Source organism: Cryobacterium soli, assembly GCF_003611035.1.
GTDB lineage: Bacteria > Actinomycetota > Actinomycetes > Actinomycetales > Microbacteriaceae > Cryobacterium > Cryobacterium soli.
Map to the genome: position 1 here is coordinate 4004553 of NZ_CP030033.1, position 12418 is coordinate 4016970.

Genomic DNA, 12418 nt, shown 5'->3' on the forward strand with positions numbered 1-12418 from the left:
AGGTTAGGGCACCACCCCTGACCCGCCCGGTTGGACAGGCTGGAGCGGACGGGGCTAGAACGGGAACAGCAGCCGGTGCAGGAACTGGCGGGTGCGTTCGTGCTGCGGGTGGCGCAGCATCTGGCGGGGGTCGCCGTGCTCGACGATGGTGCCGCCGTCGACGAAGGCGACCTCGCTGGCCACCTCCCGGGCGAATTCGAGTTCGTGTGTCACGATGACCATGGTCCAGCCCTCGGCGGCCAGCTCTTTGATCAGTCGCAGGACGTCGCCCACGAGCTCGGGGTCCAGGGCGCTGGTGGGTTCGTCGAAGAGCAGCAGGGCGGGGCGCAGCGCCAGGGCGCGCACGATGCCGACCCGCTGCTGCTGGCCACCGGAGAGCTCGAACGGGTAGCTGTCCTTCTTGTCGATCAGGCCGACCCGGGTGAGCAGCTGGAGGGCTTCGGCCTCGACCTCGGCGCGGGGGCGCCGCTGCACGATGACCGGACCCTCCATCACGTTCTCCAGCACGGTCTTGTGCGGGAACAGGTTGTAGTGCTGGAAGACCATGGCCGACTGGTCGCGCAGGGCGCCGAGGGCCTTCCGGGGCACGGGCTTGCCCGCGGCGGTCGCCGCGTCGAAGTCGATGGCCGTGGCCGTGGCATCCGCCCCGGCGATCTCGATGCGGCCGCCGTCGGCGACCTCGAGCCCGTTCAGGCACCGCAGCACGGTGGTCTTGCCCGACCCGGACGGCCCGATCAGGGCGAGCACCTGGCCCCTGGCCACCGTGAGGTCGATCGAGGTGAGCACCCGGTTGGCGCCGAAGCTCTTCTGCAGGCCGCGGACGGTCAGGAGATTCTGGTCAGTGGGCGACATAGCGGTCCAATCGCTTTTCGAGCACGCCCTGGCCGCTGGAGAGCACCAGGCAGATCACCCAGTAGAGCAGCGCGGCCTCCAGGTACAGGGCCATGAACTGCTGGCTGAACGCTGCCACCTGCTGCGCCTCACGGAACAGCTCGGTGACGAGGATCAGGGAGGCCAGGGAGGTGTCCTTGACGAGGCTGATGAAGGTGTTCGACAGGGGCGGCACCGACACCCGGGCGGCCTGCGGCAGGATGATCCGGGTGAGGGCGCGCTGGTGCGACATGCCGATCATGTACGCCGCTTCCCACTGCCCCTTGGGCACTGAGAGGATCGCGGCGCGGATGACCTCGGCCGCGTAGCCGCCCACGTTGATGGAGAAAGCCACGATGGCGCTGGGCCACGGGTCGATCACGATGCCGAGCGACGGCAAGCCGTAGAAGATCACGAACAGCTGTACGAGCAGCGGTGTGCCGCGCACCACCGAAATGTAAACGCGGGCGATCGAGGAGAGCCAGCGCCGCCGCGACAGGCGCATCAGCGCGAGCCCGAGGGCGAGCACCAGCCCGATCGCGAACGACGACAGCGCCAGCGGGATGGTTCCCGTGATGGCGCCGTGGAGCAACGGCCACAGCGAATCGAGCATCAACTGCCAGGTGGACTGGCTCACTTCGAGACGTCGGCCCCGAAGTAGGTGTCCGAGATCGTGGCCAGGGTGCCGTCGGCGCTCAGGGTGGCGAGAGCATCCGTCACGGCGTCGGCCAGGGCCGTGCCTCCCTGGGCGAAGGCGAAGGCGCTCTCCGACCGGTCGGTGGTCTCGGCGGCGATCTTCAGACCGGAAGCGCCGGTCTGCTTCTTGTAGTCGAGGTAGGTGAGCTTGTCGTTCACGGTGGCGTCCACACGGCCCTGCTCGACGAGGGCGACCGACTGGGCCCAGCCCTCCACGGACTGCACGGTGGCGCCGCTCTCGGTGGCCAGGGTGTACCAGTTGCTGGTGAGCGACTGGGCCGTGGTCTTTCCGCTCAGGCTGTCGAAGGAGGTGATCGAGGTGTTGTCGGACGGCACGACGATGACGCCGGTGGAGTAGGTGTACGGGGCGGAGAAGGCGTAGGCCGCCTCGCGCTCGGGGGTGATCGAGACCTGGTTGGCGATGGTGTCGAACCGGCCGGCCTCGAGGCCGGCGAAGATGGCGTCCCATTGGGTCTCTTCGAACTTCGCTGTGACGCCCAGCTGGTCGGCGACGGCCGTGGCCACCTCGACGTCGTAGCCGGTGAGGTCGCCGGAGCCGTCGGCGTGGTACGAGAACGGCCGGTAGGTGCCCTCGGTGCCGATCGTCAGCGTGCCGGACTCGAGAACCGAGCTCAGCGAGTCGTCCGTGCCTGTCGTGGAGCCGGCGGACGCGCCGGAGTCACCCGCGGAGGCGCTGCAGCCGGCCAGGGCCACCGCTGCGGCGAGGGTGAGGACGGTGGCGGAGACGAGGTGACGCTTCATGTGAATGTTCATCCAATTGCTGATCATGGGAGCTGGTGGCGGTGTTCGAAGGTGCAGCTTCGTCGTGGGAAGGCACACCCCGAGGTTAACAAGTCCGGCGGCCCCGGTGATATTCCGAGTCGCCGCATGACGGCGGTGGCCCCCGTTCGCGCGCAGCCGGGCACCTGTCGGGAGACCGATTTTCGGCATATGCTGCCGCGGTCGCACTCAACCCGAAGGAGTACGCGTGAAACTGTCGATTCAACAACACGATCGTTCCTCTGCTGTGCTGCTCGGCATGGCCTGCGGCGACGCCCTGGGTGCCGGGTACGACTTCGCCGGGCCGATGCCACCCACCGCAGCGGTGGGAATGCGCGGCGGCGGAGGCGCGCACTGGGCGCGTGGGGAGTGGACCGACTACACGGCTCTGGCCGTTCCCGTGGCCCGGGCCGCGGCCGACGGTCTCGACCTGCGTGACGAGTCCACCCTCGACCTCATCGTGGCCGAGTGGCTGGACTGGTCCACCACGGCGCCGTTCGCGGGCCTGCAGCTGGCGGCGGCGCTGTCCGGGCGCTCCACGAGCGAGTCTGCGGCGGAGGGGGTGCGCCGGGCCGCCAGGGAACAGCATGACCGCATCGGCCGCAGCGCCGGGAACGGGTGCCTGCTGCGCACCGCCCCGGTGGCTCTGGCCTACCTGCACGACGCTGACGCCCTCGCCGACGCCGCCCGCGGGCTGAGCGAACTCACTCACTGTGAGACGGACGCGGGGGACGCCTGCGTACTCTGGGGCCTCGCGATCCGCCACGCCGTGCTGGAAGGCGAGCTGGACCTGCGCGTGGGCCTCGGCACGCTGTCGCCGGGCCGGCGGGAACTCTGGTCGGCTCGGATCGGGCACGCGGAACGCCGCGAGCCGCGCGACTTCACCCGCAACGGCTGGGTGGTGCAGGCGCTGCAGGGCGCCTGGTCGGCCATCGTGCACACCGACGCCACGGATGCCGGCCAATACCGCCGGGGTGTCGAGGCCGCGGTGCGCGGCGGCGGAAACACCGACGCCGTGGCCGGCGTCGCCGGTGCGCTGCTGGCGGCCCGGTGGGGTCTCGCGGCGGTGCCGAGCGAATGGCGCCGCCTGGTGCAGGGCTGGCCGGGGCTGCGCGGGGCCGACCTGGTGCGGCTGTCGGTGCTCGCCGCGCACGGCCACGACACCAACGACGCGGGCGAACGGGAGAGCTTTCGGCTCCACGTCGTGAGGTGAAGAACCTTACGAGCGCAATGCCAGCGTGAACGGGAGCACGGCGGGTGCTCCGGCGCGTCGTAGCAGCCGCCCGGCCACCGTGAGGGTCCACCGGCTGTCGGCGAGGTCGTCGACCAGCAGCACCGGACCGGTGGCGTCGGCGAGGCCGGCCGCGAGCTCTGCGCCCACCTCGAAGCCGCCCCACACACTGGAGAGGCGGTAGGCGCTGTTGCCGCCCGAGTCGCCCGTCGGTCCCGTCCCGACCAGGTCGAGGGAGCCCAGGAAGGGCAGCCGGCCCACCCGGCTGAGTTCGGCGGCCACCGAGGCCACAAGCTGCGGATGCGACCGTGACGGCATGGCCACCACGCCCACGGGCCGCTCGGCCCAGCCCCATTCGGCGAGGACCCGTACGCAGGCGGCCGTGAGCGCCGCCGAGGCCGGCGCATCCGGGGTGCCCGGGGCGAACACCTCGCGCAGGGTGTTGCCCCAGCCCAGGTCGGTGAGCCGGGCGAGGGAGCGACCGCCGAGGATCCGGTCGCCGGGGTCGATGCGGCCCTTGGCGCTCACGCCCAGCCGGTCGGCGCCGGTGGGCCACTGGGCGCGCGGGTCGAGCGCCACGCCCACCCGGTCGAGGGCCGACCCGGCCGTGCTCGCGGCCGAGGCCGACACGTCGGTGGGGTACCAGGGTGCGGCGCAGTTGTCGCAGCGGCCGCAGGGCACCGCGGTGTCGTCGTCGAGGGCGCGCTGCAGGAACTCCATGCGGCACCCGGTGATGCGTTCGTAGTCGAGCATGGCGTTCTGCTCGGTGAGCCGGGCCGCGCCGATGCGCTCGTAGCGGTCGCGGTCGTAGACCCACGGTTGCCCGGTGGCCACCCAGCCGCCGCTGACCCGGCGCACGGCGCCGTCCACGTCGAGCACCTTGAGCAGCAGCTCCAGCGGGGAGCGGCGCAGGTCCACCCTGGCCTCGAGGGCCGGCGTCGACAGCGGGGCGCCGCCGTGGGCGTGCAGCGCGGACAGGACGGCCTCGGCCTTGTTCTGGCTCGGCATCGACGACGTCGCGAAGTACTGCCAGATGGCCTCGTCCTCCACACCGGGCAGCAACAGCACGTCGGCGTTCTCGGTGGCGCGGCCGGCGCGGCCCACCTGCTGGTAGTAGGCGACGGGGGAGCTGGGGGCGCCCAGGTGCAGCACGAAGCCCAGGTCGGGCTTGTCGAACCCCATGCCCAGGGCGCTCGTGGCCACGAGGGCCTTCACCTGGTTGGCCTTGAGCAGCCCCTCGGATTCCTCGCGTTCGGTGGTGTCGGTCTGGCCGGTGTAGGCCCGCACGGCGTGCCCGGCCTCCCGCAGCAGCCGGGCGGTGTCTTCGGCGGCGGAGACCGTGAGGGTGTAGATGATGCCGCTGCCGGGCAGCTCGGCCAGGTGGCTGAGCAGCCAGGCCAGCCGGGCCCGGGAGTCGGGCAGCCGCAGCACGCCCAGCCGCAGCGACGCGCGGGCGAGCGGGCCGCGGATGGTGACGACACCGTCGGTCGAGCCTGCGACCCCCATTGCAACCTGCTCCGCCACATCCGTCACCACCCGGCTGTTGGCCGTGGCCGTGGTCGCGAGCACCGGCACCCCGGCCGGCATGGCCGCGATCAGGTCGCGCAGCCGCCGGTAGTCGGGCCGGAAGTCGTGCCCCCAGTCGGAGATGCAGTGCGCCTCGTCGACCACGAGCAGGCCGGCCCGCTCGAGAAGGGCGGGCAGCTGCTCGTCGCGGAAGGACGGGTTGTTCAGCCTCTCGGGGGAGACCAGCAGTACGTCGACCTCGTCGGCGCGAAGAGCTGCGAGCACGTCGGTCCACTCGTGCGCGTTGGCGGAGTTGATCGACACGGCGCGCACGCCGGCCCGGGCGGCCGCGGCCACCTGGTCGCGCATGAGCGCCAACAGCGGTGACACCAGGATGGTGGGGCCGGCGCCCTGACGGCGGAGCAGCAGGGTGGCCACGAAGTAGACCGCCGATTTGCCCCACCCGGTGCGCTGCACCACGAGGGCGCGGCGGCGGCGGTCGACGAGAGTCTCGATGGCCTCGTACTGGCCCTCGTGGAAGTCGGCGTCCGGCCGGCCGACGAGGGTGCGCAGGATGTCGAGCGCTGCCTCGCGTGTGTCGGTCACAGCGCGTCGAGCCGCGCGGCCACGTCGGCCGGGAAGCCACCGGAGGAGACAGGGCTCCACCTGGTGGGGGTGATGCGGATGAGCGATTTGTTCTGCAGGGTCATGGCCGCCCGGTATTCGTCCCAGTTCGGGTGCTCGCCGGCGATGCAGCGGAAGTAGTCGACCAGGCCGTCGCCGGCTTCCGGCATGTGCAGGATCTCGGCCGTGCCGTCCACCTGTATCCACGCGCCGTCCCACTCGTCGGAGAGCACCAGCACCGAGGTCTGCGGGTCGCGTTCGGCGTTGCGGGTCTTGGCCCGCGACGGATACGAGGAGATCACGATGCGGCCCTCGTCGTCGACGCCGCCGGAGACCGGCGACATCTGCGGCCGGCCGTCACCCCGGGTGGTGGCCAGGAGCATCCGGTGCCGGGGTCGCACGAAGGCGAGCATCTCGGACAGGGGGACGGTGGTGGAGGTCGCGATGTTTCTGGCCATGCCCTCAGGCTAACGGTGGCCGCTGACAGCGCCGTCTGGTCCGCTGAGCAGGAAGTCGTGGGTCTGGCCCGGGTAGAGCTGCGCCTCCCGGCCCTCGACCCGCACCCGGATCGGCCGGGCCCCACCGCTGGGCAGCTGCAACCGCAGGTTGCCCGGAGTCACCTCCAGGCGGATCGGCTGCTCCCGATAGTTGATGCTGAAGGCGATCTTGTCCAGCTGGGTGGGCAGCACCGGGTGTAACCAGAGCATGTCGTCCCGGATCTCCAGGCCTGTGTAACAGCGCACGACCATGTCGACGGAGCCGGCCATGGCGCCCAGGTGGATGCCCTCGTGGGTGGTGCCGCCCTGGATATCGCCGATGTCGCTGTCCAGCGCCGCACAGAGCGAGGTCCAGGACCGTTCCCGGTCGGCGCGGGCATCGACCCAGGAGTGCACGACGTTGCTCAGCGTCGACCCGTGCGTGGACCGCTGGCGGTAGAAGTCCACGGTGCGCCGGATCAGTTCGGCCGAGAGCGAGTAGCCGAGCTCCTCGATCAGCTCCCGCAGCTCCTCGGCCGAGAACAGGTAGAGCAGCATGAGCACATCGGCCTGCTTGGCGACCCGGTAGTTATTGGTGCTGTCACCCTCTGCGTTGAGGATCAGGTCGAGCCGCCCGAGCGACCCGTCATGGGCGCCGTACTGGGCCCGGTAGCGTTCCCAGTCCAGTTCGGGGAGCCCCTCGTAGCCCTCGAACTGGCTGATCACCCCGTCGGCGTGGAAAGGCACCCGCAGCCGGCGGCCGATGGTCTCCCAGGTGTCCACCTCGTCCGGGCGCAGCCGCAGCCGGTTCCAGAGCGGCCGGCAGGAGCGGCCCTCGAGCAGGGCGACGGTGTCCACGGCCCGGCGCAACACCCACGCGGCGAAGATGTTCGTGTACGCGTTGTTCCGCAGGCCCTCGCCGGGGTGTCCGGGCAGTCCGTCGTGGAACTCGTCGGGTCCCATCGTGCCGCCGATGTCGTAGCGGTCGTCGGTCTCGTCGTACTCGGTGAGACTCGCGAAGAACCGGGCGATCTCCAGCAGCAGCTCTGCACCCTGCTCGATGAGGTAGTCCACGTCCCCTGTGGCCTGGTAGTACCCCCAGACGCTGTAGGCCAGTGCAAGGCCCACGTGGTGCTGCAGGCCGGAATGATCGGGCATCCACCGGTTGGTGCGCGGGTTGAACAGTTCGGTGGGGGTCACGTCGCGCCCGTCGATGCCGCTCTGCCAGGGGAAGCGGGCACCCTCGTGCCCGGCCGCGCGGGCGGCGGCCCTGGCCTCGCCGAGCCGCCGGTACCGGTAGCCCAGCAGCGCCCGGCTGAGGTCGGGCCGGCGCAGGGTGAGCACGGGGTAGACGAACACCTCGTCCCAGAAGACGTGCCCGCGGTAGCCCTCGCCGTGCAGGCCCCTGGCGGGCACACCGGCGTCGAGATCGGCATCCACCGCGGCCACGGTCTGCAACACGTGGAAGGTGTTCAGGTTGAGCGCGAGCGACTGATGTGCCCCGCTGTGCAGGTGCACCGCGAACTCGTCCCAGAGGATCTGCCACTCGCGCTCGTGCGCGGCCAGCAGGGTGGCCGGTTCGTCGACGCGCGCCAGCCAGGTGGCGACGGCCGTCGGCGCCGAGACCACGGCCCGGTCCCTGGAGGTGCTGACCACCACGATCTTCTCGACCCGCAGGGGAACCCCGCGCTCGAGGGCGAGGTCGAACTCGTGCGCGACCCAACGGCTGGAGTCGGTGAGGAACCGGCGGGCGGGCTCCAGGCGCACCTGGGCCGCGCCGGTGCCGGCGTAGGCCCGGGTGCGGGCGGCCATGGCGATGTGGATGCCCGACCGGGTCGTCTCCACCTCGAGGAGAACGGAGTCCTCGTTCAGCTCCCGGGCCGTGCGCGGCATCAGGTGCAGGTGGGCCAGCAGCCTGTCGGCGGCCACGTTGCGGTTGGCGACCCGCCCGTCGACGGCCGAGCGCACGGTGAGCGGCCCCGACCAGTCCTCCGCCGTGAAGGTGGTCTCGAGCACGGCGACGTGCGGGGAGGCCTGCGAGACGAAGCGGCGGCTCTGCACCCGGGTGACGTGGCCGCGGGTGTCCCGGTAGCGCAGCACCCGGGTGAGTAGGCCCCGGCGCAGGTCCAGCTCCTGGCGGTACTCGAGCAGTTCGGCGGTCTCCGGATGGAACCAGCCCGTGTCGGGGGCGGAGAAGTCGCCCACGCTGCTGCTGCCGGGGCCGCCGCCGGTGCGGAACCAGAGCGGGAGCCAGTTCGGCGCGTTCACCATGTGCTCGTCGTTGCGCACATGGGCGGCCCGCGCGCCCGCCGCCGCACCCTCGCCCGGGGGCTCGAACGGGGTGCGGATGCCCGGGTCGCCTGCCGCGCCGAGTGCGTCGCCGAGCACGTCGCCGACGGCCTCGCCCACGTGGACCTCGGTGCTCAGCGGGTTGTAGACCCCGGCGAGGTAGGTGCCGGGGTAGTGCACGGCGTCCGTGCGGGCCTCCGGCGCGGCACCCCTGGTTCCCCAGTAGCCGTTGCCCAGCGTGCAGAGGGCCTCGCGGTGCCCCTCTGCGGCGGGGTCGAACCCGTCGAAGCGCAGCACCCACGGGTCCGGTTCGTCCACGTCAGCCTCCTGTCACGCCCTCACGCTCCTGAGAGTTGCACCGCACGGGCACCTTGTCGAGGTGCGGCCGGCCAAGCTGCGAGAGGATGGAGGAATGACTTCGCTCTCGGCATACATCGACGACCTCGCGGGCTTCATCACGGCGTCGCCCTCGTCCTACCATGCGGCCGCCGAGGCGGCCCGCCGGCTCGACGCCGCCGGATTCGTGCGGCGCGACGAGGCCGACGACTGGTCTGAGGTGGACCCGGGCCGTGGCCCCGGCCGTGCCGGCCGGTACTACGTGGTGCGGGACGGCGCCATCGTCGCCTGGGTACAGCCCACCGGCGCGCAGCCCACCACGCCGTTCCGCATTCTCGGCGCGCACACCGACTCGCCCGGGTTCAAGCTCAAGCCCAAGCCCACCACCGGCTCCTACGGCTGGCTGCAGGCCGGCGTGGAGGTCTACGGGGGACCACTGGCCAACTCCTGGCTGGACCGGGAACTCGAACTCGCCGGCCGCCTGGTCACCACCGACGGGGTACAGCACCTGGTCCGCACCGGCCCGTTCCTGCGCATCCCGCAGCTGGCCGTGCACCTGGACCGCGCCGCCAACGAGGCGCTCAGCCTCGACCGGCAGCGGCACCTCAACCCGGTCTTCGGCGTGGGCGACCTGCGCCAGGCCGACCTGATCGGGCACCTCGCCGCGCTCGCCGGGGTGGACGGCGCGGACGTCGCCGGCTACGACATCCTCACCGCCGACACCAACCCGCCGGCCCGGTTCGGGCTTGACGACGAGCTGTTCGCCGCCGGCCGGATGGACAACCTCACCTCGGTGCACGCCGGACTCACCGCCCTGCTCGAGGTCTCAGAGAACGACGAGGCCATCAGCGTGCTCGCGGCCTTCGACCACGAGGAGCTCGGGTCGCAGTCCCGCTCCGGCGCGAGCGGACCGATGCTCGAGGACATCCTCAGCCGCATCGGCGACGACCTCGGCGCGACGGTGTCCGAGCGGCTGCGCGCCTTCGCGGAGTCCTGGTGCGTCTCTGCCGACGCCGGCCACTCTGTGCATCCCAACTACCCGGAGCGGCACGACCCGGCGAACCTGCCCCTGGCCGGGCGCGGCCCGTTGCTGAAGATCAACGGCAATCAGCGTTACGCCACGGATGCGGCGGGCGCGTCCCTCTGGGCCCGCTGCAGCGCCGCCGCCGGCGTGCCGTACCAGGAGTTCGTCTCGAACAACACGGTGCCCTGCGGCTCCACCATCGGGCCGCTCACCGCCACCCGGTTGGGCATCCGCACCGTGGACGTGGGTGTGCCGCTGCTGTCGATGCACTCGGCCAGGGAGCTGGCGCACGTGAACGACCCGTTCTCGCTCTCCGCGGCGATCACGGCCTTCTTCGCCGGGGCGTAGCTTTCTAGAGCTGCCCGGTGAGCCGGCAGTGCATGGCCCGGCTGCGCTCGTCGAGGCCGTGGAAGGTGACGGTGGCGCCGTGTTGGCGGTACTTGGTCTCCACCGAGTCGAGCACAGCCACGGTCGACGCGTCCCAGATCTGCGCCTGAGCGAGGTCGACGTCGACCACCGTGGGATCGACACCGTAGGAGAACTGCTCGACGAGGTCGTTGCTGCTGCCGAAGAACAGCGGGCCGCTCACCGCGTAGCGCACCGACAGGCCGTCGCCGGCCAGAACCCGCTCCACCTTCACCACGTGCGCCACCCGCCGGGCGAAGAGCACCATGGCCAGCACCACGCCCGCCACGATGCCGATGGCCAGGTTGTGGGTGGCCACGACGACGGCGACAGTGGTGAGCATGACGACGGTCTCGGGCACGGGCATCCGCCCCAGCGTCGCCGGGCGCACGCTGTGCCAGTTGACGGTGGTGATGGCCACGATCATCATCACGGCCGCAAGGGCCACCATGGGGATCTGCTCCATGAGGCCGCTGAGCGCGGTGACCAGCAGCAGCAGGAAGACCCCGGCGACGAAGGTGGAGATGCGGGTGCGGGCCCGGCCGAGCTTCACGTTCACGACGGTCTGGCCGATCATGGCGCAACCGGCGATCCCGCCGTAGAGGCCCGCGAGCATGTTCGCGATGCCGAGGGCCCAGGCCTCCCGGCCCTTGGCGGAGCGGGTGTCGGTGATATCGTCGACGAGTTTGGCGGTGAGCAGGGTCTCCACCAGGCCCACGAACGCCACGCTCAGGGCGGTGGGCCAGATGATCTGCAGGGTCTCCAGGTTCAGCGGCACGAGGAGCGGCGTGATGCCGGGCAGGCCGCCGGAGACGTCGCCCTGGTCGCCCACGGTGGGCACGGCGAGGTGGGCGAGCATGGCGATCGCGGTGACGACCACGATGGCCACGAGGGGCGCGGGCACGACCTTGGTGAACCGGGGGAGGCCGAGCACGATCAGCACCGTGAGGGCGAACAGCGGGTAGACCAGCCAGGGCACGTCCACGAGGTGCGGCACCTGGGCGACGAAGATCAGGATGCCCAGCGCGTTGACGAAGCCGATCATCACCGACCGGGGGATGAAGCGCATCAGCCGGGCCAGGCCCGTGACGCCGAAGAGGATCTGCACGAGTCCGGCCAGCAGCACCGCGGGCAGCAGGTACTCCACGCCGTGGTCCTTGACGAGCGGTGCGACCACGAGGGCGACGGCGCCGGCAGCGGCCGTGATCATGGCCGAGCGGCCACCGAGGAACGACATCGACACCGCCAGCACGACGGAGGCGATGAGGCTGACCTTGGGGTCGACTCCGGCGATGATCGAGAACGAGATCACCTCGGGGATGAGCGCCAGGGTGGTCACGACGCCGGCGAGCACTTCGACGCTGAGTGCCTTCGGGCTGCGCAGCGTGGCACGCACGGTGGGCGGGGTGGGGATGGACGCGGCGGCGGCGCTGGTGGCAGCGGTGGTGGCAGCGGTGGGGCGTTGGGGCACTGTGCAACTGTAATCGGCGGGACGGGATGCGCAGAGTCACCGATCCCAGGTATAGACAGTTGCACTATCGGATAGTTACACTATCCGTATGAGAATGGCTGAGCTGAGCGCCACGAGCGGGATTCCCGTGGCGACCATCAAGTACTACCTCCGCGAGGGGCTGCTGCCGGCGGGGGAGAGAAGCGGTCCGAACCAGTCGCTGTACGGGCCCGAGCACCTGCGCCGCCTGCGCGTGATCCGGGGGCTGCTGGAGGTGGGCGGCCTCAGTGTCGCCGCCGCCCACCAGGTGATCGATGCCATCGACTCCGACCTGGGCCTCGCGCACACCTTCGACATCGCCCAGCGCACGGTGTCGCCGCTGATCGACCCGGCCACCCTCTCGGCCGACGCCGTGGCCCAGGTCGACGAGGTGCTGAGCGGATGGCACGTGTCACCGGAGAACCCCGGCCGTCTGGCCGCGGCCCGGGTGCTGCAGACCTTCGCCGAGCTCGGCCAGCCCGACCTCAGCGGCTGGGTGCCCGGCTACGCGGCCGCGGCGCTCGCCGTGGCCGAGGCCGACCTCGACGAGATCGACGTCCGGGACGACCGTGAGTCGAAGACCGAGATGGTGGTCATCGGCACCGTGCTCGGCGACGCGCTCTTCGCCGGGCTGCGCCGGGCCGCCCAGGAGCACGTCACCTCGACGCGATACGCGCCAGGCCCGCGATGAG

General features: G+C 71.3%; 10 protein-coding genes. 3 read left to right on the plus strand and 7 right to left on the minus strand.

The genetic code is table 11. The features are described from left to right. Positions 1–54: 54 nt before the first annotated feature. Genes DOE79_RS18610 through DOE79_RS18620 form a run of 3 tightly spaced genes read right to left on the minus strand, consistent with a single transcriptional unit; the run spans position 55 to position 2328 of the window. The gene (locus DOE79_RS18610; RefSeq protein ID WP_120339781.1) at positions 55–852 is read right to left on the minus strand and encodes an amino acid ABC transporter ATP-binding protein; all 798 of its coding nucleotides are present in this window, start codon (positions 850–852) and stop codon (positions 55–57) included. Then, positions 839–1483, minus strand: coding sequence for an amino acid ABC transporter permease (locus DOE79_RS18615; RefSeq protein WP_120340428.1), 645 nt, complete (start codon positions 1481–1483; stop codon positions 839–841). Before DOE79_RS18615 ends, DOE79_RS18610 begins: the two co-directional genes overlap by 14 nt. Positions 1484–1503: 20 nt before the next feature. After that, a complete protein-coding gene (locus DOE79_RS18620; protein ID WP_120340429.1) occupies positions 1504–2328 on the minus strand; it encodes an amino acid ABC transporter substrate-binding protein in 825 nt (274 codons plus the stop codon). Positions 2329–2554: 226 nt separating this feature from the next. Between DOE79_RS18620 and DOE79_RS18625 the strand changes: the two genes are divergently transcribed. Then, positions 2555–3559, plus strand: a complete 1005-nt coding sequence (locus DOE79_RS18625; RefSeq protein WP_120339782.1) for an ADP-ribosylglycohydrolase family protein — start codon at positions 2555–2557, stop codon at positions 3557–3559. Between the two features lie 6 nt (positions 3560–3565). Here DOE79_RS18625 and DOE79_RS18630 read toward each other — a convergent pair whose 3' ends face one another. From DOE79_RS18630 to DOE79_RS18640, 3 genes are read right to left on the minus strand one after another with little or no spacing between them, the layout of a single operon-like run. Beyond that, positions 3566–5689 carry a RecQ family ATP-dependent DNA helicase gene (locus DOE79_RS18630; RefSeq protein WP_120339783.1) on the minus strand — a complete coding sequence of 708 codons (2124 nt, stop codon included), beginning with the start codon at positions 5687–5689 and terminating at the stop codon, positions 3566–3568. Beyond that, a complete protein-coding gene (locus tag DOE79_RS18635) occupies positions 5686–6165 on the minus strand; it encodes a PPOX class F420-dependent oxidoreductase (RefSeq protein WP_120339784.1) in 480 nt (159 codons plus the stop codon). Before DOE79_RS18635 ends, DOE79_RS18630 begins: the two co-directional genes overlap by 4 nt. A gap of 9 nt (positions 6166–6174) precedes the next feature. Further along, entirely contained in the window at positions 6175–8790 is a 2616-nt protein-coding gene (locus DOE79_RS18640; RefSeq protein ID WP_245977011.1) for a glycoside hydrolase family 65 protein, read from the minus strand. Positions 8791–8884: 94 nt separating this feature from the next. Here DOE79_RS18640 and DOE79_RS18645 point away from each other — a divergent pair, with 94 nt between their 5' ends. Continuing rightward, complete coding sequence (locus DOE79_RS18645) at positions 8885–10180, plus strand: M18 family aminopeptidase (RefSeq protein WP_120339785.1); 1296 nt, start codon at positions 8885–8887, stop codon at positions 10178–10180. Positions 10181–10184: 4 nt separating this feature from the next. On the opposite strand, the gene DOE79_RS18650 is transcribed toward DOE79_RS18645, so the two are convergent. Further along, positions 10185–11651 carry a SulP family inorganic anion transporter gene (locus DOE79_RS18650; RefSeq protein WP_120340430.1) on the minus strand — a complete coding sequence of 489 codons (1467 nt, stop codon included), beginning with the start codon at positions 11649–11651 and terminating at the stop codon, positions 10185–10187. Positions 11652–11796: 145 nt separating this feature from the next. On the opposite strand from DOE79_RS18650, the gene DOE79_RS18655 reads away from it, so the two are divergent. Further along, positions 11797–12417 carry a MerR family transcriptional regulator gene (locus tag DOE79_RS18655; protein ID WP_120339786.1) on the plus strand — a complete coding sequence of 207 codons (621 nt, stop codon included), beginning with the start codon at positions 11797–11799 and terminating at the stop codon, positions 12415–12417. The last annotated feature ends 1 nt before the right edge of the window (position 12418 follow it).

Coding starts and splice junctions, on each gene's coding strand:
- DOE79_RS18635 (WP_120339784.1), bottom strand. CDS start 6,165: ATGGCCAGAAACATCGCGACCTCCACCACCGTCCCCCTGTCCGAGATG.
- DOE79_RS18655 (WP_120339786.1), top strand. CDS start 11,797: ATGAGAATGGCTGAGCTGAGCGCCACGAGCGGGATTCCCGTGGCGACC.
- DOE79_RS18645 (WP_120339785.1), top strand. CDS start 8,885: ATGACTTCGCTCTCGGCATACATCGACGACCTCGCGGGCTTCATCACG.
- DOE79_RS18615 (WP_120340428.1), bottom strand. CDS start 1,483: ATGCTCGATTCGCTGTGGCCGTTGCTCCACGGCGCCATCACGGGAACC.
- DOE79_RS18610 (WP_120339781.1), bottom strand. CDS start 852: ATGTCGCCCACTGACCAGAATCTCCTGACCGTCCGCGGCCTGCAGAAG.
- DOE79_RS18620 (WP_120340429.1), bottom strand. CDS start 2,328: ATGAAGCGTCACCTCGTCTCCGCCACCGTCCTCACCCTCGCCGCAGCG.